Source organism: Salmonella sp. NW884, from assembly GCF_051700745.1.
GTDB lineage: Bacteria > Pseudomonadota > Gammaproteobacteria > Enterobacterales > Enterobacteriaceae > Salmonella > Salmonella enterica.
This window is the reverse complement of record NZ_JAMMDE010000004.1, coordinates 242,991-264,650: the sequence shown is the minus strand read 5'-3', so window position 1 is coordinate 264,650 and position 21,660 is coordinate 242,991. Positions and strand designations below refer to the sequence as shown.

23 protein-coding genes are annotated in these 21,660 nt (G+C 54.6%); 9 read left to right on the top strand and 14 right to left on the bottom strand.

Annotated features, from left to right (window positions below; translation table 11 throughout):
* Positions 1 to 99 precede the first annotated feature (99 nt).
* The 7 genes from ugpB to livK form a co-directional block, all read right to left on the bottom strand.
* Positions 100 to 1,416: a sn-glycerol-3-phosphate ABC transporter substrate-binding protein UgpB gene (gene ugpB / locus NA197_RS11855; RefSeq protein WP_000624747.1), complete on the bottom strand. Its 1,317-nt coding sequence runs from the start codon at positions 1,414 to 1,416 to the stop codon at positions 100 to 102.
* A 232-nt stretch (positions 1,417 to 1,648) separates the two neighbouring features.
* A complete protein-coding gene (locus NA197_RS11850) occupies positions 1,649 to 1,927 on the bottom strand; it encodes a hypothetical protein (RefSeq protein WP_020838617.1) in 279 nt (92 codons plus the stop codon).
* Between the two features lie 163 nt (positions 1,928 to 2,090).
* Positions 2,091 to 2,804 (bottom strand): high-affinity branched-chain amino acid ABC transporter ATP-binding protein LivF, encoded by a 714-nt coding sequence (gene livF / locus NA197_RS11845; RefSeq protein WP_000416114.1) that lies wholly within the window; start codon positions 2,802 to 2,804, stop codon positions 2,091 to 2,093.
* Between the two features lies 1 nt (position 2,805).
* A complete protein-coding gene (livG, locus tag NA197_RS11840; protein WP_000082080.1) occupies positions 2,806 to 3,573 on the bottom strand; it encodes a high-affinity branched-chain amino acid ABC transporter ATP-binding protein LivG in 768 nt (255 codons plus the stop codon).
* Positions 3,570 to 4,847 carry a branched chain amino acid ABC transporter permease LivM gene (gene livM, locus NA197_RS11835; protein ID WP_064042889.1) on the bottom strand — a complete coding sequence of 426 codons (1,278 nt, stop codon included), beginning with the start codon at positions 4,845 to 4,847 and terminating at the stop codon, positions 3,570 to 3,572. Before livM ends, livG begins: the two co-directional genes overlap by 4 nt.
* Positions 4,844 to 5,770: a high-affinity branched-chain amino acid ABC transporter permease LivH gene (livH, locus tag NA197_RS11830; RefSeq protein WP_000003007.1), complete on the bottom strand. Its 927-nt coding sequence runs from the start codon at positions 5,768 to 5,770 to the stop codon at positions 4,844 to 4,846. Before livH ends, livM begins: the two co-directional genes overlap by 4 nt.
* A gap of 59 nt (positions 5,771 to 5,829) precedes the next feature.
* Positions 5,830 to 6,939 (bottom strand): high-affinity branched-chain amino acid ABC transporter substrate-binding protein LivK, encoded by a 1,110-nt coding sequence (livK, locus tag NA197_RS11825; protein WP_438796690.1) that lies wholly within the window; start codon positions 6,937 to 6,939, stop codon positions 5,830 to 5,832.
* Between the two features lie 421 nt (positions 6,940 to 7,360).
* On the opposite strand from livK, the gene panM reads away from it, so the two are divergent.
* A complete protein-coding gene (gene panM / locus NA197_RS11820) occupies positions 7,361 to 7,744 on the top strand; it encodes an aspartate 1-decarboxylase autocleavage activator PanM (RefSeq protein ID WP_000778873.1) in 384 nt (127 codons plus the stop codon).
* Positions 7,722 to 7,856 carry a hypothetical protein gene (locus NA197_RS11815; protein ID WP_001517957.1) on the top strand — a complete coding sequence of 45 codons (135 nt, stop codon included), beginning with the start codon at positions 7,722 to 7,724 and terminating at the stop codon, positions 7,854 to 7,856. Before panM ends, NA197_RS11815 begins: the two co-directional genes overlap by 23 nt.
* A gap of 83 nt (positions 7,857 to 7,939) precedes the next feature.
* On the opposite strand, the gene livJ is transcribed toward NA197_RS11815, so the two are convergent.
* The 5 genes from livJ to ftsY form a co-directional block, all read right to left on the bottom strand.
* Positions 7,940 to 9,043 (bottom strand): branched chain amino acid ABC transporter substrate-binding protein LivJ, encoded by a 1,104-nt coding sequence (gene livJ / locus NA197_RS11810; protein WP_001533929.1) that lies wholly within the window; start codon positions 9,041 to 9,043, stop codon positions 7,940 to 7,942.
* Between the two features lie 321 nt (positions 9,044 to 9,364).
* Positions 9,365 to 10,219 carry an RNA polymerase sigma factor RpoH gene (gene rpoH, locus NA197_RS11805; RefSeq protein WP_000159621.1) on the bottom strand — a complete coding sequence of 285 codons (855 nt, stop codon included), beginning with the start codon at positions 10,217 to 10,219 and terminating at the stop codon, positions 9,365 to 9,367.
* 245 nt (positions 10,220 to 10,464) lie between these two features.
* Positions 10,465 to 11,520: a permease-like cell division protein FtsX gene (gene ftsX, locus NA197_RS11800; protein ID WP_001081707.1), complete on the bottom strand. Its 1,056-nt coding sequence runs from the start codon at positions 11,518 to 11,520 to the stop codon at positions 10,465 to 10,467.
* A complete protein-coding gene (gene ftsE / locus NA197_RS11795; protein WP_000617729.1) occupies positions 11,513 to 12,181 on the bottom strand; it encodes a cell division ATP-binding protein FtsE in 669 nt (222 codons plus the stop codon). The genes ftsX and ftsE overlap by 8 nt, the downstream gene beginning before the upstream one ends.
* Before the next feature lie 2 nt (positions 12,182 to 12,183).
* On the bottom strand, positions 12,184 to 13,659 hold the full coding sequence (gene ftsY / locus NA197_RS11790) for a signal recognition particle-docking protein FtsY (RefSeq protein WP_001118686.1): 1,476 nt from the start codon (positions 13,657 to 13,659) through the stop codon (positions 12,184 to 12,186).
* Between the two features lie 125 nt (positions 13,660 to 13,784).
* Here ftsY and rsmD point away from each other — a divergent pair, with 125 nt between their 5' ends.
* Together rsmD and NA197_RS11780 are read left to right on the top strand one after the other, a co-directional pair.
* Complete coding sequence (rsmD, locus tag NA197_RS11785) at positions 13,785 to 14,381, top strand: 16S rRNA (guanine(966)-N(2))-methyltransferase (protein ID WP_000743277.1); 597 nt, start codon at positions 13,785 to 13,787, stop codon at positions 14,379 to 14,381.
* Positions 14,371 to 14,640 (top strand): DUF1145 family protein, encoded by a 270-nt coding sequence (locus NA197_RS11780; RefSeq protein WP_000906759.1) that lies wholly within the window; start codon positions 14,371 to 14,373, stop codon positions 14,638 to 14,640. The genes rsmD and NA197_RS11780 overlap by 11 nt, the downstream gene beginning before the upstream one ends.
* Before the next feature lie 21 nt (positions 14,641 to 14,661).
* On the opposite strand, the gene NA197_RS11775 is transcribed toward NA197_RS11780, so the two are convergent.
* Positions 14,662 to 15,033 (bottom strand): DUF2500 domain-containing protein, encoded by a 372-nt coding sequence (locus NA197_RS11775; protein ID WP_023227421.1) that lies wholly within the window; start codon positions 15,031 to 15,033, stop codon positions 14,662 to 14,664.
* 141 nt (positions 15,034 to 15,174) lie between these two features.
* Between NA197_RS11775 and NA197_RS11770 the strand changes: the two genes are divergently transcribed.
* From NA197_RS11770 to tcp, 3 genes are all read left to right on the top strand, one after another.
* Entirely contained in the window at positions 15,175 to 15,801 is a 627-nt protein-coding gene (locus NA197_RS11770; protein ID WP_000964735.1) for a lysoplasmalogenase, read from the top strand.
* Positions 15,802 to 15,881: 80 nt separating this feature from the next.
* Complete coding sequence (gene zntA / locus NA197_RS11765; RefSeq protein WP_023243430.1) at positions 15,882 to 18,080, top strand: Zn(II)/Cd(II)/Pb(II) translocating P-type ATPase ZntA; 2,199 nt, start codon at positions 15,882 to 15,884, stop codon at positions 18,078 to 18,080.
* 199 nt (positions 18,081 to 18,279) lie between these two features.
* A complete protein-coding gene (gene tcp, locus NA197_RS11760) occupies positions 18,280 to 19,923 on the top strand; it encodes a methyl-accepting chemotaxis citrate transducer (RefSeq protein ID WP_064042891.1) in 1,644 nt (547 codons plus the stop codon).
* Between the two features lie 23 nt (positions 19,924 to 19,946).
* Here the strand turns inward: tcp and tusA are convergent, their stop codons facing one another.
* Positions 19,947 to 20,192 carry a sulfurtransferase TusA gene (gene tusA / locus NA197_RS11755; protein WP_001541054.1) on the bottom strand — a complete coding sequence of 82 codons (246 nt, stop codon included), beginning with the start codon at positions 20,190 to 20,192 and terminating at the stop codon, positions 19,947 to 19,949.
* 169 nt (positions 20,193 to 20,361) lie between these two features.
* Between tusA and NA197_RS11750 the strand changes: the two genes are divergently transcribed.
* A complete protein-coding gene (locus NA197_RS11750) occupies positions 20,362 to 21,027 on the top strand; it encodes a 7-cyano-7-deazaguanine/7-aminomethyl-7-deazaguanine transporter (protein WP_001533906.1) in 666 nt (221 codons plus the stop codon).
* A gap of 72 nt (positions 21,028 to 21,099) precedes the next feature.
* On the top strand, positions 21,100 to 21,657 hold the full coding sequence (locus NA197_RS11745; protein WP_001245277.1) for a DcrB family lipoprotein: 558 nt from the start codon (positions 21,100 to 21,102) through the stop codon (positions 21,655 to 21,657).
* Positions 21,658 to 21,660 lie beyond the last annotated feature (3 nt).

The window sequence follows — 21,660 nt, the reverse complement described above, 5'->3', positions numbered from 1 at the left end:
TTCTTTTCCTGGAAGGTGCCGGATGGCGGTGCAAGCACCTTATCCGGCCTACAAACGCTGTAGGCCTGATAAGCGCAGCGCCATCAGGCACTTATACACTTAAGATTTGCTCGCTTTCTCAAAACGACGCAGTAACTGATTCCCGCGATCCACCGCGGTATCCAACGCCTGTTGTGGGGTTTTCTTCCCGGTCCAGACGCTTTCCAGCTCTTCGTCCACGATGGTACGAATCTGCGGCATATTGCCCAGACGCAAGCCTTTGGTGAAGGGTAACGGCGGCTTATTCAACATCTGGCGAGTGGCGATATCCGCACCGGGGTTTTTATCGTAATAACCCTGCTCTCGGGTCAGCTCGTAGGCGGCGGTGGTAATCGGCAGGTAGCCGGTTTTTTGATGCCATTCAGCAGCGTTTTCCGGTTTTGCCAGGAAGTCGAGGAATTTGGCGACGCCGGTATAGGTTTCTTTATCTTTACCCTGCATGACCCATAGGCTGGCTCCGCCGATAATGGCGTTTTGCGGCGCGCCCTTGATATCAGCGTCATACGGCATCATACCCACGCCATAGTTAAATTTGGCATACTGGCGGATATTGGCGAGCGAGCCGGAGGACGCGGTTGTCATCGCGCAGTCACCGTTATAAAACTTCTCGGTAGACTCGTCCTTACGCCCAACATAGCTAAAATCGCCTTTCTTATTCATCTCTTCCAGCAGCGCGATATGTTTCACCTGCTCTGGCTTATTAAACTCCAGCACCGCATCTGTACCGTCAAAGCCATTGTTTTTACTGGCGAAGGGGAGACCGTTCCAGGCGCTGAAGTTTTCCAGTTGGATCCAGCCTTGCCAGCCGCTGGCGTAACCGCATTTCATGCCTGCCGCTCTCAGTTTCGCGGTATAGTCAGCCAGCTCCTGCCAGGTTTTCGGCGGCTGTTCCGGATCTAAACCGGCTTTCTTAAAGGCGTCTTTGTTGTAGTACAGTACCGGCGTGGAGCTGTTAAAGGGCTGGGAGAGCAGATGCCCGCTTTTAGCATCGGTGTAGTAGCCTGCAACGGTCGGTACAAACTGGGACTCGTCAAAGTTAATACCGGCGTCTTTAAACACTTCATAAACCGGCTTAATGGCTTTCGAGGCCATCATGGTCGCCGTCCCAACCTCATAAACCTGCAATATTGCCGGCGCGTTGCCGGTACGGAATGCCGCGATCCCGGCGCTCAGGTTCTGTTCATAGTTCCCCTTATAGACCGGAACGATTTTGTAATCCGGATTGGCCTGGTTGAAACGTTGCGCCAGTGAATCAACTTCTTTGCCTAACTCCCCTTCCATTGAATGCCAGAATGGAATAGTGGTGACAGCCAACGCCTGACCCGTAAATGCCAGACTCAGCGCCAGTCCTAAAGCTGTATGTCGTAACGATATCATCGGTTATCTCTCTTTTTGTGCCGGGATGCGCGATATCACGCGTTTTATGTTCGCGGGGGTAACATGACATGCTCGAATGACAGAAAAATAACTTTTTTATTACAAAAAAAAGATAGTAAGGCGACAGAGAGATGGCAAGGCAGTGAAAGCGCCGGAAAAGAAAAGTGGGAGCTACGGCACGTCTGACAGCGTAATGCTGACCAGACATGCGTTATTTGGCTGGCGTCAGCAGTTAATCACGATGAGAATACTTTTTGTACTGATTTTGTAAGCGCCGCTGATCTCGCCGCTCGCGTTCACGCTGAATGTCGGATTTTTCATCCTCCCACGTTGCACAATCCGGATGATGACGCACTTCGCAGGTCGTTGCGGCCAGTGGATAAGGCGTTGCGGTTTCTTCTTGCCAGATAGCAGGATCGCGGGGATCAAAATCGTTTGAGGTTAAGGCGTTAACACTGAACGAAGCCGCGAACAACAGCGTTCCCATTATGCAGGCGCCTGAACGTATCATCCTTGCTCCTTCTTCGGTGGTTATAGTTGATAACTATTCTCAACTATAACATATTGGTACGAAAAATGTTCTACTGATTTGCCGAATGGCGAGTAATCCGCCAGGTCCGGTAAGCGGTAGCGCCACCGGGCGCGTTTGCCAGATGGCAGCTGTAAACTGCGCCTTATCCGCCCAGATAGGCGCTGCGCACCGCTTCGTTCGCCAGCAGCGCATCACCGGTATCGGATAGCACTACGTGGCCGTTTTCCAGCACATAACCGCGGTCGGCGAGCTTCAGCGCCTGGTTAGCGTTTTGCTCGACAAGGAAGATGGTCATACCCTGCTCGCGCAACTGCTCAATGGTGTCGAAGATCTGCTGGATGATGATCGGCGCCAGCCCCAGCGACGGTTCATCCAGCAGCAACAGGCGCGGCTGGCTCATCAGCGCGCGACCAATCGCCAGCATCTGCTGTTCGCCGCCGGACATGGTGCCCGCTCGCTGGATACGGCGTTCATGCAGGCGCGGAAACAGCTCGTACACCCATTTGATACGCTCCTGAAACCGATCGCGCTCGGCAAAAAAACCGCCCATCGCCAGGTTCTCTTCCACCGTCATCCGCGAGAAGACGCGCCGCCCTTCCGGCACTATCGCCACCGCTTCACGCATGATTTTCGCCGTCTGCCAGTCGGTGATGTCTTTACCGTCAAACACCACCCGTCCGCTGGAGGCGCGCGGATCGCCGCACAAGGTGCCAAGCAGCGTCGTTTTCCCCGCGCCGTTAGCGCCAATCAGGGTAACGATTTCCCCCTGGTTGATGTGCAGACTGACGTCGTGCAGCGCCTGAATCTTGCCGTAGTGGGCGCTGACTTTTTCAAACGTTAACATCGTTTTTTCCATCTTATGCCTCACCCAGATAAGCGCGGATGACGTCCGGGTTGTTGCGGATCTCTTCCGGCGTGCCGTTCGCCAGCGGCGTGCCCTGGTTCACCACGTAAATACGGTCGGAAATTCCCATCACCAGCTTCATATCGTGTTCAATCAGCAAGATAGTAGTGTTGTGATGGTTACGTAGTTCGGCAATCAGCTCATCCAGCTCTTTGGTCTCTTTCGGGTTAAGGCCGGCCGCCGGTTCGTCGAGCATCAGAATTTCTGGCTGCGTCACCATGCAGCGGGCAATCTCCAGCCGGCGCTGGTCGCCGTAGGCCAGATTACTGGCCTGGCGATTGGCATGTTCCAGCAGGCCAATACGCTCAAGCCAGGTCGCCGCGCGGTCCAGCGCTTCGCTTTGCGCGCGGCGGAAAGCGGGCGTTTTCAACAGGCCGGAAAAGAGGCCCGTTTTCAGTTGCTGGTGCTGCGCCACCAGCAGGTTTTCAATCACCGTCATTTCGCGAAACAGACGCACATGCTGGAAAGTACGTACCACGCCCATGCGGGCGATCTGCTGGCCCGGCAATCCTTCCAGATGCCGCTCGCGCAACATGATCGTACCGCCTGTCGGCTTATAGAAACCGGTCAGGCAGTTAAACACCGTCGTTTTACCCGCGCCGTTAGGGCCAATCAGCGACACAATTTCCCGCTCACGCAATTCCAGCGATACATTGTTGACCGCCAGCAAACCGCCAAAGCGCATCATCAGGCCGTTAACCGCTAATAATGGCTGACTCATGCCTGCTCTCCTTTCGCCTGACCACTTTTCAGCTTCAACTGCGGACGCGTCATCGGCAGCAATCCCTGCGGGCGCCAGATCATCATCAACACCATCAAACCGCCGAGCATCAACATGCTGTATTCGTTGAAGTCGCGCATCAACTCGCGCGACACCACCAACAGAACCGCCGCCAGGATCACCGCAAACTGCGAGCCCATTCCGCCCAGCACCACAATCGCCAGCACGAAGGCGGATTCGGCGAAGGTGAAAGATTCCGGGCTGACAAAGCCCTGGCGGGCGGCAAACAACGTCCCGGCGAAACCGGCAAACGCGGCGCTGATAGTAAAAGCGGTCAGCTTGATGCGCGTCGGGCTTAAACCTAATGAGCGACAGGCGATCTCATCCTCACGCAACGCTTCCCACGCCCGGCCCAGCGGCATACGCAGCAGGCGGTTAATGACAAACAGCGATAAGACCACCAGCAACAGGGCCACCAGATAGAGGAAAATGACCCGGTCGGATGGGTCGTACTTCACGCCAAAGAAATTGCTGAAGGTATCCCAGCCGCCTTCGCGGGTGTTGCGGCTAAACTCCAGACCAAACAGCGTCGGTTTGGGAATCTGGCTGATGCCGTTCGGGCCGCCGGTAATTTCAGTGTTATTGAGCAACAGGATACGGACGATTTCGCCGAAGCCGAGCGTCACAATCGCCAGATAGTCGCCGCGCAGACGCAGTACCGGGAAGCCGAGCAGGAAACCAGCAGCGGCGGAGACCAATCCCGCCAGCGGCAGGCAGGTCCAGAAACCCAAACCATAATAATGGTTGAGCAGCGCAAAGGTATAAGCGCCGATGGCGTAAAAGCCGCCGTAGCCCAATACCAGCAGACCGGACAGCCCCACCACCACGTTCAGCCCCAGACCGAGGATGATATAAATCATGGTCATAGTGGCGATATCCACGCTACCGCGCGACACCATAAACGGCCACGCCACGGCGATAACCAGCAGCGCCATCAGAAACAGCTTTTGCTTAACGGTAGAGCCATCGATCGCCGGCAGAATAAACTTCGGTCCGGAGACGTGCTTCACCGCTTTCTGGAACATCGGACGCAGCAACTGAAAGAAAAAAACCACTGCCGTACTGATAAAGATCCACTGCCAGCGGATGTCGGCGGCGGTATCCACCACCAGTTTGGTGCCGTCCAGCTCCAGTTGTACGCCCATGAAGACGCCAGCCAGAACGAAGAACATCGCCGCAGAGAACAGAGCCATCGCAATATGCATCGGTTTCATACTTTCTCTACCTCCGGACGCCCCAGGATACCGGTCGGCATCACCAGCAGTACCAGAATCAGCAGAGCGAACGATACGACATCTTTATATTCGGTACTTAAATATGCAGACGAGAGCGCTTCGGCAACGCCCAAAATCAGACCGCCGATCATCGCGCCCGGAATGCTGCCAATCCCGCCCAGCACCGCCGCGGTGAACGCTTTCATCCCGGCCATAAAACCGATGTAGGGGTTAATCACGCCATAGAACTGGCCGAGCAGCACGCCCGCCACCGCCGCCATTGCCGCGCCGATAACAAACGTTAGCGCAATGACGCGGTCGGTATTAATGCCGAGCAGGCTGGCCATTTTCAGATCCTCCGCGCAGGCGCGGCAGGCGCGGCCCATCCGGGAGTAGCGAATGAAAATGGTGAGCGCCAGCATAGCCAGAAAGGTGACTATCCAGATAACCGCCTGCATGGTGGTGATGGACGCGGAAAAGTTTTCGCTGCTGCCCACAATCCACTGGCCGTTAAACAGGCTGGGTAACGCCACGTCGCGCGAACCTTCCGTCAGGCTGACGTAGTTTTGCAGAAAGATGGACATCCCGATGGCGGAAATCAGGGCGATCAGGCGCTTGGAATTGCGCACGGGCCGGTAAGCGACTCGCTCGATACTCCAGCCGTAGGCGCTGGCAATAATAATCGCGCCGATAAATCCAGCGGCCACCAGGAGCCAACTGGTGTCTATTCCCATCATCATTAGCGCGGCGATGATCATAAAAGAGACGTAGCTGCCGATCATATACACCTCGCCATGAGCGAAGTTGATCATGCCGATAATGCCGTACACCATCGTATAACCGATAGCAATCAGCGCGTAGGTGCTCCCCAGCGTGACGCCGTTAAACATCTGCTGCAAGAAATAGAGAAACTGCTCGGACATAAGGTAACCTTTTTAAACCCGCCCGGCGTGCGGGCGGTGGGATAACTTATCTTCTGGCATTACTTCGCGACGGTTGACGAGCCGTCGGCGTGCCACTGGAAGACGCCAAATTCAAATCCCTTAAGATCGCCTTTTTCATCCCATTTCAGCGGCCCAATAACGGTATCAGCCCCGTTCGCTTTAAGATCTTTCACCAGATCCAGTGGAGCATGGCTGGCGCTACGCGTCATTGCGGTCGCCAGCGACTGGACGGCGGCGTAGGTGATCCAGACATACGGACCGCTGGGATCTTTCTTGTCGGCTTTCAGCGCCTCAACAATCGCTTTATTCGCCGGGTCCTGGTCATAACGTTTTGGCATCGTCACCAACATGCCTTCCGCCGCACCGCCCGCAATATTGGACAGCGACGCGTTACCCACGCCTTCCGGCCCCATAAATTGCGTTTTCAGGCCATTAGCCCGCGCCTGGCGCAGCATCTGCCCCATTTCCGGGTAGTAGCCGCCGTAATACACAAAGTCGATATTCTCTTTTTGCAAGCGGGCAATCAGGGCGGAGAAATCTTTTTCGCCAGCGGTAATACCATCAAAAAAGACAATATTGGCATTGCCCTGCTTCAGGCCATCCTGCACGGAGCGCGCCAGTCCTTCGCCGTATTGCTGTTTATCGTGAATGATAGCGATGCGCTGCGGTTTCACCGTTTCCAGGATGTATTTCGCGACCGTTGGCCCCTGGGAGGAGTCCAGGCCGGCGGTACGCATAATGTACTGATAGCCGCGCTGGGTCAGCTCCGGGTTAGTCGCCCCCGGGGAGATCATCAGAATACCTTCATCTTCATAGATATCGGATGCTGGCTGAGTAGAAGAAGAACACAAGTGACCAATAACGTACTGAATACCGTCGTTAACGATTTTGTTGGCCACCGCCACCGCCTGTTTTGGATCGCAGGCATCATCGTACTCTACGCCGACCAGCTTATCGCCTTTAATCCCGCCTTTCGCGTTGATGTCTTTAATGGCCTGGCGCGCGCCGTTAAATTCCATATCGCCCCATTGCGCTACCGGGCCGGACATCGCCCCGACTATGGCGACTTTAATATCATCTGCCATTGCCCCCTGCGAGACTGCTAATGCAACAATCCCTGCGATTATTGTTTTCGCTTTCCGTTTCATGTGCCTGTATCCCCATTCGTGATGTTATATGTTTTGTTTTTTGCTGGTTAAAAAGCAGACTGTACTTTTTATAAATGGTGCGCTTTTTACTGACTCATTAATGAGTTAGCGCAGCATTTAAAGCATAATAAGATTAAAATCTCTATTTTTCAGTCTATTAAGAAAAGATAATATTCTGCTTTTCGCTATAGATAAACAAAAAAAAGCACGCTTGTCAGCATAAAATAACGGCATATTAAGCGGAATAATTCACTAGCATTCAGGGAATTATGCTGCCTGTTTTCCATTCTCTAATGCTTCAAACTGTAATTATCGTTGTTAAAAAATTAATAACCTGGTAAATGACACAAAAAAGAGAAAGCATCTGGCCTGCCTGTTTCGGTACACTGATCGCATCTTTTGAAATCGGGACAAGCCGTCGATGAAGCTGACCATTCTTCGTTTAGAACACTTTAGCGCTCAGGATCAGATCGATCTGGGCAAAATCTGGCCGGAATATTCCGCCTCCTCATTAAGCGTAGATGAAACGCACCGGATTTATGCCGCGCGGTTTAACGAGCGTTTGTTGGGCGCCGTAAGAGTGACGCTGAGCGGAACGCAGGGCGCGCTGGATTCCTTACGCGTGCGTGAAATCACCCGCCGCCGCGGCGTCGGGCAATATCTGGTAGAAGAAGTCATCCGCGATAATCCCAACGTCTCGTCGTGGTGGATGGCGGATGTCGGTGTTGAAGACCGCAGCGTGATGGCCGCGTTTATGCAGGCGTTAGGTTTTACCGCCCAGCATGACGGCTGGGAGAAGCGCTAAAAGAAAGCCGGATGGCGCTGACGCTTATCCGGCCTACATGCCGGGAGAAAAGATAAAAACCACCTCGCAATTTTCCAAGAATTTCGCGTTGCAGGCAGGCGGCAAGTTATGAAATCCCCGGGAGCTTACATAAGTAAGTGACCGGGGTTGAATAACGTAGCCAACGCACCTGCAGCGCGAAAGGCGCCAGGAAAATCACTTGGCGTCCGTCGCCGTACCATTCGCATGCCAGTCAAACACGCCGAACTCAAATCCTTTCAGATCGCCTTTCTCATCCCACGACAGCGGTCCCATTACGGTGTCGACCGTGGCGCCTTTCAGGTATTTGGCAATTTCCGCCGGATCGTCAGACTGGTTCAGACCCGCCTGCAACGATTGCAGCGCGGCGTAGGTGGTCCAGACAAACGCGCCGCTAGGATCTTGTTTCTTGGCTTTGATAGCATCCACAATCGGTTTGTTCGCCGGGACCTGGTCGTAGTTCTTCGGTTTGGTGACCAGTAAGCCTTCCGCTGACTCTCCGGCGATATTAGACAGCGACACGTTCGCCACCCCTTCCGGCCCCATAAACTGGGTTTTCAGCCCTGCGGCGCGGGACTGGCGTAGGATCTGCCCCATTTCCGGGTGATAACCGCCGTAGTAGACAAAGTCGATATTCTCTTTTTTCAGACGCGCTACCAGAGTGGAGAAATCTTTTTCGCCGGCGGTGATGCCGTCAAAGAATACGACGTTAACGCCGCCTTTCTTCAGACCGTCCTGCACCGCGCGCGCCAGCCCTTCGCCGTACTGCTGCTTATCGTGGATAATCGCGATGCGCTGCGGTTTTACCTTCTCCAGAATATATTTTGCCGCCGTTGGCCCCTGGTCAGAGTCCAGGCCGGTCGTGCGCAAAATCAGGTTATAGCCGCGTGCGGTCAGCTCCGGCGCGGTCGCCGCCGGGGTTATCATCAGGATGCCTTCGTCTTCGTAGATATCAGACGCTGGCTGTGTGGAAGAGGAGCATAAGTGACCGATAACATACTTAATGCCGTCGTTCACCACTTTGTTAGCGACAGCTACCGCCTGTTTCGGATCACAGGCGTCGTCATATTTCACCGCGACGAGCTTATCGCCTTTAATACCGCCTTTCGCATTGATATCGGCAATTGCCTGCTCCGCACCGGTAAATTCCTGGTCGCCATACTGCGCCACCGGACCGGACATCGCGCCGACAACCGCGACTTTAATGTCCTCGGCGAATGCCATATGGCTTAATGACAGGGCGATACATCCTGCCAATAACGTTTTACCCTTCATATTCATCCTGATAATCCCCATTATTCTGGTTGTTACGTGTGTTGTGGTGTTATTGTTCAGCACTTTATTTCGATTATTGGCTAGCTACCCGTGCTTTAGCAGCATACTCTGCTAAAACATACCCGATTTTTATTATTTTGGAATAGCTAAATTTACATCCAGATAACAGATTTGTGTCGGTGGGGGAGAGGAAGGGCCCGTAGGCCCGATAAGCGAAGCGCCATCGGGCAAACGTGTTGCCGGATAGCAGCGTAAACGCCTTATCCGGCCTACAAAAAACAAAACCCCCGAATTCACATTCGAGGGTTCATTGGCAATTCGCGAAGATTACGCTTCGATCGCAGCGCGAAGCTTTTTCATGGCGTTCTTTTCAAGCTGGCGCACACGCTCAGCGGAGACGCCGTAACGATCGGCCAGCTCCTGCAACGTAGACTTATTGTCTTCGTCCAGCCAGCGAGCGCGGATAATATCCTGGCTACGCTCGTCGAGCCCCTGCATCGCGTCGGTCAGTCGGTTGGCGGCCTGCTCTTCCCAGTTATCGTCTTCAATGCCGTCGGCAAAGTTAGACGATTTATCCTGCAGATACAGCACCGGCGCCATTGGCTGGCTGTCGGACTCATCGTCCGAAGACATGTCAAACGTCATGTCCTGCGCCGCCATACGCGACTCCATCTCACGCACGTCTTTACTGGAAACACCCAGTTCGCGCGCCACCATTTCAACCTCATCCTGATTAAACCAGCCCAGACGCTGCTTGGTTTTACGCAGATTAAAGAACAGCTTACGCTGCGCTTTCGTGGTTGCGACTTTAACGATACGCCAGTTACGCAGCACGTATTCGTGAATTTCTGCTTTAATCCAGTGTACGGCGAAGGAGACCAGGCGCACGCCTACTTCCGGGTTGAAACGGCGTACGGCTTTCATCAGGCCGATGTTGCCTTCCTGGATCAAATCCGCCTGCGGCAGACCATAGCCCGCATAGTTACGAGCAATATGAACAACAAAGCGCAGGTGAGACAGGATCAGCGTTTTAGCTGCTTCCAGATCGCCCTGGTAATGCAGCCTTTCAGCCAATGCCCGCTCCTCGTCAGCCGATAACATCGGCCACGCGTTCGCCGCCCGGATATAAGATTCCAGGTTGCCAACAGGGGCTAAAGCTAAATTTTGCATTTCTTTGGTCATTCAAATCCTCTCAATCAGTATTGCCTGGCACCGTCAGCGAGCAACAACCGTGCCAAAGCCGATGAGCAACGAGAATATCACCCACTCTTTTATCAGACAGTGATTTTATCCACAAGTTCAATGTAACACTGTGCATAATTTGCACAAATCTTGTGACATAAAGATGACGCGCGGGGAAGAGACAACAGGGACTCTTTCCCTGCGAACGGAAGCCCATTGCAGGGAAAGATTATACCACGATTTTATCAATCGGGAGTAAAGTGACGTAAATGTTGCACCGTGGCCAGCCAGGCGGCGATCCAGCCAATCATGGAACAGACCAGCAGCAGCAACAGGCACTCATCGAACGATAAGCCATTGAGATCAAACTTCGTGCCGAAGACCTGCGCCACTTCAGTCACCGCCGATGATAAACGCATCACCAAAATTTCAGACAATATCAGTGAAAGAAACGCGCCGGAAAAACCGAGCAACGCGCCGCCATAGAGGAACGGACGCAGGATAAAGCCATCGGTCGCGCCAATCAGCTTTTGCACGTTAATGGTATCGCGACGGGCAAAAATGCTCAGGCGCACGCTGTTGCCGATAACGAGGAAGACCGCCGCGACCATCAGCACGCCAATCATCGCCGACACGCGGCCCACCAGCCCGGTGAGCGCCGCCAGGCGCGCAAACCAGCTATCATCCATGCGGACTTCGTCAATGCCGTTAATCTGCGAGATACGGTCGCGCAGCGTATTAAGCGAGGCGGTACTCTGGAAGTCCAGCTTGGGGATCACCACCGCCACCGCCGGCAGCGGGTTCTCTTCCAGCATATCCAGCGCGCCGCCAAAACCCGACCAGTTGCGGAATTCTCCCAACGCGTCCTCACGGGACAGGTAGTTGACCTTCTCAACGCCCTGCTCGGCCTGAAGCTGCCCAACAACCCGTGCCGCCGCATCATCATCCAGCGTTTTTTGCAGATAAACGGTGATCTGCGGCGACGGGTAATACTGAGTCGCCGCCTGGTTGACGTTCTTATAGACCATGTAACAGACGCTGGGCAGCGTCAGGGAGATGGCGATCACCATCACCGTCAGAAACGTCGCCAGCGGTTTGCTTTTCAGATCCTGCAGCGCGCCGTGCCAGGCATAGCGCACCTGTTCATTAAAGACATTTGTTTTACGTGAGTTCGGTTTCGGCGTCGGCTTCTGGCGTCCTGGCGCGTTGCGCCCGCCGCCTGTTCCGCCGCGAGACTTACGTAGTCGATCCAACCGTCCGCCGAACTGCCTGATTTGGTTAATCGCGTCGCGCCTATTCATTGGCCAGGCCTCCATGCAGATGTCCATCGCTCAGGACGAGCTGCCTATAGGAACGACGGGAGATAAGTCCAATATCGTGCGTCGCCATCAGTACCGTCACCCCTACGCGGTTAAACTCTTCAAACAGACGTAAAATCCCTTCCGACAACGCGTCGTCCAGGTTCCCGGTCGGTTCATCCGCCAGCAATACCGCTGGCTTATTGACCACCGCGCGGGCGATGCCCACGCGCTGTTGTTCGCCTCCGGAGAGTTGAATCGGGAAGTTTCTCGCTTTGTCCAGTAGTCCAACCTTATCCAGCGCCGCCGACACACGACGACGGATATCATCGCCGCTGGCGCCGGCAATGATTAACGGTATCGCCACATTGTCATAGACCGTGCGATCCATCAGCAGATGGTGATCCTGGAAAATCATCCCAATCTGGCGGCGCAAAAACGGCACTTCGCGGTTTTTCAGACGCGTAATATCATGCCCGCTGAAGAAGATTTTGCCGGCGCTGGGCCGCTCAATCCCACAGATTAGCTTCAGCAGGGTACTTTTCCCCGCGCCGGAGTGGCCGGTCAGAAACGCCATCTCGCCTGGCCGCATATGGAATGTCACTCCCTGCAGCGCTTGTCTCCCGCCGAGATAGGCCTTGCTGACATGTTCAAAGCGAATCATTGTTAATCCTCTCGGGCAAAAAGTGCCTCAATAAAATCGTCCGCCTTAAACGGACGCAAATCCTCGATACGTTCGCCCACGCCAATGTAACGGATAGGAATGCCAAACTGGTCAGCTACCGAGAAAATCACCCCGCCTTTCGCCGTACCGTCAAGCTTGGTCAGGGTAATACCGGTTAAGCCTACCGCTTCATGGAACAGTTTGGCCTGGCTTACCGCGTTCTGTCCGGTGCTGGCGTCAATGGTCAGCATAACCTCATGCGGCGCTTCTTCGTCCAGCTTTTTCATGACGCGAACGATTTTTTTCAGCTCTTCCATCAGGTGCGACTTGTTCTGCAGACGCCCTGCCGTATCGGCAATTAACACATCCACATTACGCGCCTTCGCGGCCTGGATAGCGTCAAAAATCACCGAGGCGGAGTCCGCGCCGGTATGCTGGGCAATAACCGGAATGTTGTTACGCTGTCCCCAGACCTGTAGCTGTTCGACCGCCGCCGCGCGGAAAGTATCCCCCGCCGCCAGCATCACTGATTTACCCTGCTGCTCAAACTGGCGCGCCAGTTTACCGATAGTGGTGGTTTTACCCACGCCATTCACGCCAACCATCAGAATAACAAAAGGCGTTTTACCTTCAATATTAAGCGGTTCGTCTACCTTCGCCAGAATCTCGCCCATCTCGTCTTTCAACAGACCATACAGCGCCTCGGCATCTTTAAGCTGTTTGCGGCTGGCGCCTTCCGTCAGATTAGCGATAATCTTACGCGTGGTTTCCACCCCGACATCAGCGATGAGCAACTGCTCTTCCAGCTCCTCGAACAAATCATCGTCGATTTTCTTGCCGCGGAACAGACTGATAAATCCGGAACCGAGATTTTCTTTGGTTTTCAGCAGGCTGCGTTTCAGGCGGGCAAAGAAACCTTCTTTAGTCGGTTTTTCCTGTTCCTGAACGATCGCTTCCACCGGCGCGTCTTCTTCCGCCGGCGGAACAACCATCACCGCCTCTTCCGCCGCCTGAGCGGCCAGCGCCTGCGCTTCCAGCTCTTCGTCGGTGAATTTCGCCGCGTTTTCGCCCTCTTCTTCTACCGCGGCAATGACCTCTACGGTTTCCGCTTCGGCCTGCCACTCTTCCGGCGAGATAGCCTCGTCTTTGACCTCTTCCGGCAGCGGCAATTCCTCGCGTTCCACTGCGATCTGCGGCGCTGCCGTCTCAATGGCCGCCGCGGGCTCCGGCTCTACCGGCTGCGGTTTTTCGCTCTCCTGAACTTTCTCAGTAACGTCCACCACCTCTTCCGCAAAGGCTTCGGTTTCTGCTTTGCTGTGCGCGGGCGTTTGCGCGTCTACGTCTGCCGCCGTTTCAACAGGGGGCTCAACCGGTCGTTGTTCCTCAACAATCTGCTGTTCTTCGGTCTGTTCCTGCTTCTGCTCTTTATCACCGAAGCCCAACCAGGAAAAGAAGCCACGTTTTTTCTGTTTTGCCATCTGCGACTACACCCCTCGCGGCGCTATATACATGGAAGCTAAAAAAATGATGAAATAGTCTATCACTTAACTTAATTCACATCACCGCCTGGAATAACTTGCAACAGGCGGTTCGAGCAAGAGAAATGAAAAAACCGACTCACTCTGGCAGCGGCCAAATCCGCATTATTGGCGGGCAATGGCGTGGCCGTAAATTACCGGTTCCGGACAGCCCGGGTCTGCGTCCCACCACCGATCGCGTGCGCGAAACGTTATTTAACTGGCTGGCTCCGGTAATGGTAGACGCCCATTGTCTGGATTGCTTTGCCGGCAGCGGCGCGCTGGGTCTGGAAGCGCTATCACGTTATGCGGCCCAGGCAACGTTACTGGAAATGGATCGCGCCGTATCGCAGCAGTTGCAAAAAAATCTGGCGACGCTGAAAGCCAACAATGCTCGCGTCGTCAATACCAATACTCTGACCTTCCTCAGCCAGCCGGGGACGCCGCATCACGTCGTCTTTGTCGACCCGCCGTTTCGTAAAGGGCTGCTGGAAGAGACGTTACAATTGCTGGAAACCCAGGGATGGCTGGCCGACGACGCGCTAATCTACGTAGAAAGCGAGGTGGAAAACGGTCTGCCGCCCGTTCCGGCGAACTGGGCATTGTATCGAGAAAAGGTGGCCGGACAGGTCGCTTATCGTCTGTATCAGCGCGACGCGCAAGGAGAAAATGATGTTGATTAATCTGGGCCGCTTATTAATGCTCTTCGTGTGGGCATTTTTGATTCTTAATCTGGTGCATCCCTTCCCGCGCCCGCTCAATATCTTCGTCAACGTGGCGTTGGTGTTCATGGCGCTGATGCACGGTATGCAACTGGCGCTGCTGAAATCAACGATACCGAAAGAGGGTCCGCAGATGACGACGGGAGAAAAAATCCGCATTTTCCTGTTCGGCGTGTTTGAGCTGCTGGTCTGGCAGAAGAAGTTTAAGAACAAAAAATAACGTTTGCTGCCGGATGACGGTTCATTCGTTATCCGGGGTACGGCTAACAAACCCGACGAACCGCGTTCCCTTATAGCTCAGCGTACCTTGTTCGCCCACCGTCAAAGCGTGGTACTGCTGCGCTTGTAAACGGAACGTTTTTTCCAGACCGCCATTGAGCGGCTTAAAACTTGCCTCATAGCGCATACTGGTTCCCGCCGGGATCACTTCCTGCTGGCGAGAGCGTCGGTCGTTAACCGGCTTCTCCCGTTTATTGCTGACCACGACCTGATTTTGCTGTAACGGCGCCGCCTCATTAGCGGCTTTTTCCCGCCGTTGCTGAACGAAGCGAAACGACGCGGCAACCACGATTAATGCGATGATTATAATGAAGAAAAGCGGTGGCTTACTCATACTGTTAACCTGTCAGAAAATGCGGAAATAAGCATACCCTGCCCGTTATAGTGTTGTCATCTGACCGTCACGGCCTCTACACTGAATAATAGAGCCGCAAGCATACCGTTTGCGAAAAAATAACGAATTCAAGGAATTAAGATGCTTTGGTCGTTTATCGCTGTCTGCCTGTCCGCATGGCTGTATGTGGACGCCTCCTATCGCGGGCCAGCCTGGCAACGCTGGGTTTTTAAGCCCGTCACGTTATTACTATTGCTGTTACTGGCCTGGCAAGCGCCGATGTTTGACGCCATCAGTTATCTTGTGTTGGCCGGACTGTGCGCCTCGCTGGTCGGCGATGCGTTAACGCTCTTGCCGCGTCAACGCCTGCTGTACGCCGTCGGGGCATTTTTCTTATCGCATCTGCTCTACACCATTTATTTTGCCAGCCAAATGACGTTGTCGTTCTTCTGGCCGCTGCCGCTGGCGTTACTGATAGTCGGCGCGTTGCTTATCGCCGTTATCTGGACGCGACTGGAGGAGCTACGCTGGCCGGTATGTACTTTTATCGCCATGACTCTGGTCATGGTCTGGCTGGCGGGCGAACTGTGGTTCTTCCGCCCAACGGCGCCAGCCCTTTCGGCCTTTACCGGCGCGACGCTGCTGTTTATCGGCAATATCGTCTGGCTGGGTAGCCATTACCGCCGCCGTTTCCGGGCGGATAACGCGATTGCCGCCGCCTGCTACTTTGCCGGACACTTCCTGATTGTTCGCTCGCTGTACCTGTAAATAATAGCGCTTGACTCTGGAGTCGACTCCAGAGTGTATCCTCCGGTTAATGAGAAAATTATCATCAACCGGAGGACGTTATGTCGACCCCTGATACCGATGGCAAAAAAGTCCCGCCCTTTACCTCCTTCAGATTAGCCCCGGCGATACAGAAGGCCGATAGCTGCTGCTGCGAAGAACATTGCGCGTCCAGCGCGCCTGTTTCTACTGCCGTGGCAGGCACGCGCTATACCTGGAAAATCTCCGGCATGGACTGCGCCGCCTGCGCCCGAAAAGTGGAGAATGCGGTCCGCCAAATTCGCGGCGTCAACCAGGCGCAAGTGCTGTTCGCCACCGAAAAGTTAGTGGTCGATGCCGACGCCGACCTCCGCGCGCAAATTGAACGCGCCGTACAGAAGGCGGGTTATACCTTGCGTAGCGAAGATTCGCGCGACGCCGCGCCTGAATCTCGTCTTAAAGAGAACCTGCCGCTTATTACGCTGATCATTATGATGGCGATAAGCTGGGGGCTGGAGCAATTTAACCACCCGTTCGGCCAACTGGCCTTTATCGCCACCACCCTGGTCGGTCTGTATCCTATTGCCCGCCAGGCGCTGCGGCTGATGAAAAGCGGCAGTTGGTTCGCTATTGAAACGCTGATGAGCGTCGCCGCCATTGGCGCGCTGTTTATTGGCGCGACGGCGGAGGCGGCAATGGTATTGCTGCTGTTCCTCATCGGCGAGCGCCTGGAAGGATGGGCCGCCAGCCGCGCCCGTAAAGGCGTCAGCGCGTTAATGGCGCTTAAACCGGAAACGGCGACCCGTCTGCGCGACGGCGTACGGGAAGAGGTCGCGATTAATACCCTGCGACCGGGCGATATTATCGAAGTCGCCGCCGGGGGGCGTTTACCCGCCGACGGTAAACTGGTTTCCGGTTTCGCCAGCTTTGATGAAAGCGCGCTCACCGGCGAGTCTATCCCTGTGGAGCGCGCAACGGGCGACAAAGTCCCGGCAGGCGCGACCAGCGTTGACCGTCTCGTCACCCTGGAGGTGCTATCTGAACCTGGCGCCAGCGCGATTGACCGTATCCTGACGCTGATTGAAGAGGCGGAAGAGCGCCGTGCGCCCATTGAGCGGTTTATTGACCGTTTCAGCCGCATCTATACGCCAGTCATTATGGTCATCGCGCTGCTGGTGACGCTTATTCCGCCGCTGATGTTCGATGGCGGCTGGCAGGAGTGGATTTATAAAGGGCTGACGCTGCTATTAATCGGTTGCCCGTGCGCGCTGGTGATCTCCACGCCCGCGGCCATTACCTCCGGGCTGGCGGCGGCGGCACGGCGCGGCGCATTGATTAAAGGCGGAGCAGCGCTGGAGCAACTGGGCCGTATCACGCAGGTTGCCTTTGATAAAACCGGTACGTTGACCATCGGTAAACCACGGGTGACGGCGATTCATCCGGCAAGCGGTATCAGCGAGGCTGAACTGTTGGCGCTGGCGGCAGCCGTAGAACAAGGCGCTACGCACCCGCTGGCGCAGGCTATTGTCCGCGAAGCGCAGACACGCGATCTGGCGATCCCGACGGCGGAATCGCAGCGAACGCTGGCCGGCACCGGAATTGAAGCGCAGGTTAACGGCGAACGTATTCTGATTTGCGCGGCGGGAAAACAGCCTGCGGCAGCGTTTGCCGGGCAAATTAGCGAACTGGAAAACGCCGGGCAGACGGTGGTTCTGGTGCTACGTAACGAGACCGTTGTTGGCGTCCTCGCCCTCCAGGATACGTTGCGTGACGATGCGCGCGACGCCATCCGCGAACTGCATCAGTTAGGCGTTAACGGCGTGATTCTGACCGGCGATAACCCACGGGCGGCGGCAGCGATTGCCGGCGAGCTGGATCTGGCGTTTAAAGCCGGACTACTGCCGGAAGACAAGGTGCGGGCAGTCACCGCCCTTAACCAACAAGCGCCGCTGGCGATGGTGGGCGACGGCATTAATGATGCGCCCGCGATGAAAGCCGCCAGTATCGGAATTGCGATGGGCAGCGGTACTGACGTCGCGCTGGAAACGGCTGACGCCGCCCTTACTCATAACCGTCTGCGCGGGTTAGCGCAGATGATTACGCTGGCGCGCGCTACCCACGCGAATATCCGGCAGAACATCACCATTGCGCTGGGGCTGAAAGCCATTTTCCTGGTGACGACGCTACTGGGTTTTACCGGGCTATGGCTGGCAATCCTGGCGGATACGGGAGCCACGGTATTGGTGACCGCCAACGCGCTACGTTTGCTGCGTAAAAACTAATCTTCTCCCGCCCGGCGGCGTCGTGTCGCCGGGTTATCCCGCGGTATTCCTTTCTTTGTACATATTATTCACGCGAAAATTATTTATTTTCTATTACTTATCAAACCATTAATCAGAAATAGCGTGATTTGATGTAAGGTTAATTTTTATCCAACCGATATTGATCATACCGTCTACAAAATAAGGAATGTTAGGCACTATGAAAAATATCAAAGTCATCACCGGCGTTATCGCGACGCTGGGCATATTTAGCGCCTTATTGCTGGTGACAGGAATACTGTTTTATTCCGCCGTCAGCAGCGATCGGCTGAATTTCCAGAATGCGAGCGCACTGAGTTACCAACAACAGGAACTGGGCGGCAGTTTTCAGACATTGATCGAAACCCGCGTCACCATTAACCGCGTGGCGATACGCATGTTAAAAAATCAGCGCGATCCCGCCTCGCTGGACGCCATGAACACGCTGTTAACCAACGCTGGCGCGTCGCTCAACGAAGCGGAAAAACATTTCAACAACTACGTGAACTCCGAAGCGATCGCGGGCAAAGATCCGGCGTTGGATGCCCAGGCCGAAGCCAGCTTTAAGCAGATGTATGACGTTTTGCAGCAGTCTATCCACTATCTTAAAGCCGATAATTACGCCGCCTATGGCAACCTTGACGCGCAAAAAGCGCAGGATGACATGGAGCAGGTATATGACAAGTGGCTCTCTCAAAATGCGCAATTAATAAAATTAGCCAGCGATCAGAATCAGAGCAGTTTTACCCAGATGCAATGGACGCTGGGGATAATTCTACTTATCGTACTCATCGTGCTGGTGTTTATCTGGCTGGGGCTGCAACGCGTTCTACTCCGCCCGCTGCAACGGATTATGGCGCACATTCAAACGATCGCCGACGGCGATCTTACCCATGAGATAGAGGCTGAGGGACGCAGTGAAATGGGCCAACTGGCTGCCGGTCTCAAAACGATGCAGCAGTCGTTAATCCGTACCGTCAGCGCGGTGCGCGATAACGCAGACTCTATCTATACTGGCGCAGGCGAAATTTCCGCCGGCAGCAGCGACCTCTCTTCCCGTACCGAACAGCAGGCCTCGGCGCTGGAGGAGACCGCCGCCAGCATGGAACAGTTAACCGCCACGGTACGGCAAAACACCGATAACGCACGACAGGCGACGGGTCTGGCGAAAACCGCATCAGAAACCGCGCGTAAAGGAGGACGCGTGGTGGATAACGTAGTGAACACCATGAACGATATCGCCGAAAGCTCGGAAAAAATCGTGGACATCACCAGCGTGATTGACGGTATCGCCTTCCAGACTAATATCCTGGCGCTGAACGCCGCGGTAGAAGCCGCCCGCGCCGGCGAACAGGGGCGAGGATTCGCGGTTGTGGCCGGAGAGGTACGCACGTTGGCCAGCCGTAGCGCGCAGGCCGCCAAAGAGATCAAAGTGCTGATTGAAAACTCCGTGTCGCGCATTGATACCGGCTCTACGCAGGTACGCGAAGCGGGAGAAACCATGAAAGAGATCGTCAACGCCGTGACCCGCGTGACCGATATTATGGGCGAAATCGCCTCTGCCTCCGATGAGCAAAGCAAAGGCATTGAGCAGGTGGCGCAGGCGGTATCGGAAATGGACAGCGTGACGCAGCAAAACGCCTCGCTGGTAGAAGAATCCGCAGCAGCGGCGGCGGCGCTGGAAGATCAGGCTAACGAGCTTCGTCAGGCGGTCGCCGCGTTCCGCATCCAGAAACAACCTCGTCGGGAGGCGTCGCCGACGCCGTTAAGCAAAGGCTTAACGCCACAGCCCGCCGCAGAACAGGCGAACTGGGAAAGCTTCTAATCAGAATAGTATCTGCCGTGCGGTTAATGCGCTTTACGCAATAAATAGCGGTACGGCAGACCCTCCGTCTCTTGCGCCAGCAAATCGTGTTCCATAAAGGTACAGAACCCCGGAATATCACGCGTCGTCGCCGGATCGTCGGCGATAATCAGCAATGTTTCGCCAGTTTGCATGTTGCGCACCGTTTTGCGCACCATCATTACCGGTTCAGGGCAACGCAGCCCCAGGGCGTCAAGCGTATGGTCAGGGGAGGAAAACAGATCGCTCATCTTCGTCTCAATGGTAGAAAAACGGCGATATTTTACGCCCATCTTCGTCAGTAAGCCAGGCAGGTTAACGATTGCGTGAAAATTAGCCATTGCAATGCCAGCGCAAAACAGTATTATGCGGCGGTTCTTTATTGGGTTCCCTCACCCCATCCAACAAAAAGGTCACAATATGACTCCGTTTACACAATCACAGCGCATAAAAGCGTTGTTCTGGCTATCGCTATTCCATTTACTGGTGATCATTTCCAGTAACTATCTGGTGCAGCTCCCCATCACTATTTTTGGTTTCCACACGACCTGGGGCGCGTTTAGTTTTCCTTTTATTTTTCTCGCCACCGATCTTACCGTGCGTATTTTTGGCGCACCTCTGGCGCGCCGCATTATCTTCGCCGTCATGATCCCTGCGCTGCTGGTGTCGTATGTGGTGTCATCGCTGTTCTATATGGGCGCCTGGCAAGGTTTCGCCGCGTTGGCGGACTTTAATCTGTTTGTCGCCCGTATCGCCGCCGCCAGCTTTATGGCCTACGCGCTGGGACAGATCCTTGATGTCCATGTGTTTAACCGCCTGCGCCAAAATCGTCGCTGGTGGCTGGCGCCGACTGCTTCAACGCTGTTTGGCAATATCAGCGATACCCTTGCCTTTTTCTTCATTGCGTTCTGGCGAAGCCCCGATGCCTTTATGGCCGAACACTGGATGGAAATTGCACTGGTGGATTATTGCTTTAAGGTGCTCATCAGCATTATTTTCTTCCTGCCGATGTACGGCGTTCTACTGAATATGTTGCTGAAAAAGCTGGCAGATAAATCTGAAATTTCCCCATTACCGGCAAGTTAAAGGTTCGTTTTCCGAGTTGTGATAAGATGAGCGAATGAGCCGTTATGGCCGTTTATCGAAAGGAAGAAGTCAATGCGCAATTTGGTTAAATATGCCGGTATTGGCCTGCTGGTTATGGGGCTTGCGGCCTGTGATAACAACGATACAAAAGCGTCGGCAGAAAGCGCCGCCGCAGAAAGCCAGGCCTCCGGTCAGCCCATCAGCCTGATGGATGGCAAACTCAGTTTCTCGCTGCCGGCGGATATGACCGATCAAAGCGGTAAGCTGGGCACCCAGGCGAATAATATGCACGTTTATTCTGACCCGACGGGCCAGAAAGCGGTGATTGTTATCGTCGGCGATAATACCGATGAAGCGTTGCCGGTGCTGGCGAACCGCCTGCTTGAGCAACAGCGTAGCCGCGACCCGCAGCTTCAGGTCGTCACCAATAAGTCTATTGAGCTCAAAGGCCATACGTTGCAACAACTGGACAGCATTATCTCCGCGAAGGGCCAGACGGCGTACTCTTCCATCGTGCTGGGCAAAGTGGATAACCAATTGCTGACGATTCAGGTCACGCTGCCTGCGGACAATCAGCAAAAAGCGCAAACCACGGCTGAAAACATCATCAATACGTTAGTTATTAAGTAACCT

Bases quoted from the DNA above. Each gene is read 5' to 3' on its own strand.
- ugpB (WP_000624747.1), bottom strand. From the start codon at position 1,416: ATGATATCGTTACGACATACAGCTTTAGGACTGGCGCTGAGTCTGGCA.
- NA197_RS11850 (WP_020838617.1), bottom strand. From the start codon at position 1,927: ATGATACGTTCAGGCGCCTGCATAATGGGAACGCTGTTGTTCGCGGCT.
- livF (WP_000416114.1), bottom strand. From the start codon at position 2,804: ATGGAAAAAACGATGTTAACGTTTGAAAAAGTCAGCGCCCACTACGGC.
- livG (WP_000082080.1), bottom strand. From the start codon at position 3,573: ATGAGTCAGCCATTATTAGCGGTTAACGGCCTGATGATGCGCTTTGGC.
- livM (WP_064042889.1), bottom strand. From the start codon at position 4,847: ATGAAACCGATGCATATTGCGATGGCTCTGTTCTCTGCGGCGATGTTC.
- livH (WP_000003007.1), bottom strand. From the start codon at position 5,770: ATGTCCGAGCAGTTTCTCTATTTCTTGCAGCAGATGTTTAACGGCGTC.
- livK (WP_438796690.1), bottom strand. From the start codon at position 6,939: ATGAAACGGAAAGCGAAAACAATAATCGCAGGGATTGTTGCATTAGCA.
- panM (WP_000778873.1), top strand. From the start codon at position 7,361: ATGAAGCTGACCATTCTTCGTTTAGAACACTTTAGCGCTCAGGATCAG.
- NA197_RS11815 (WP_001517957.1), top strand. From the start codon at position 7,722: ATGACGGCTGGGAGAAGCGCTAAAAGAAAGCCGGATGGCGCTGACGCT.
- livJ (WP_001533929.1), bottom strand. From the start codon at position 9,043: ATGAATATGAAGGGTAAAACGTTATTGGCAGGATGTATCGCCCTGTCA.
- rpoH (WP_000159621.1), bottom strand. From the start codon at position 10,219: ATGACCAAAGAAATGCAAAATTTAGCTTTAGCCCCTGTTGGCAACCTG.
- ftsX (WP_001081707.1), bottom strand. From the start codon at position 11,520: ATGAATAGGCGCGACGCGATTAACCAAATCAGGCAGTTCGGCGGACGG.
- ftsE (WP_000617729.1), bottom strand. From the start codon at position 12,181: ATGATTCGCTTTGAACATGTCAGCAAGGCCTATCTCGGCGGGAGACAA.
- ftsY (WP_001118686.1), bottom strand. From the start codon at position 13,659: ATGGCAAAACAGAAAAAACGTGGCTTCTTTTCCTGGTTGGGCTTCGGT.
- rsmD (WP_000743277.1), top strand. From the start codon at position 13,785: ATGAAAAAACCGACTCACTCTGGCAGCGGCCAAATCCGCATTATTGGC.
- NA197_RS11780 (WP_000906759.1), top strand. From the start codon at position 14,371: ATGTTGATTAATCTGGGCCGCTTATTAATGCTCTTCGTGTGGGCATTT.
- NA197_RS11775 (WP_023227421.1), bottom strand. From the start codon at position 15,033: ATGAGTAAGCCACCGCTTTTCTTCATTATAATCATCGCATTAATCGTG.
- NA197_RS11770 (WP_000964735.1), top strand. From the start codon at position 15,175: ATGCTTTGGTCGTTTATCGCTGTCTGCCTGTCCGCATGGCTGTATGTG.
- zntA (WP_023243430.1), top strand. From the start codon at position 15,882: ATGTCGACCCCTGATACCGATGGCAAAAAAGTCCCGCCCTTTACCTCC.
- tcp (WP_064042891.1), top strand. From the start codon at position 18,280: ATGAAAAATATCAAAGTCATCACCGGCGTTATCGCGACGCTGGGCATA.
- tusA (WP_001541054.1), bottom strand. From the start codon at position 20,192: ATGAGCGATCTGTTTTCCTCCCCTGACCATACGCTTGACGCCCTGGGG.
- NA197_RS11750 (WP_001533906.1), top strand. From the start codon at position 20,362: ATGACTCCGTTTACACAATCACAGCGCATAAAAGCGTTGTTCTGGCTA.
- NA197_RS11745 (WP_001245277.1), top strand. From the start codon at position 21,100: ATGCGCAATTTGGTTAAATATGCCGGTATTGGCCTGCTGGTTATGGGG.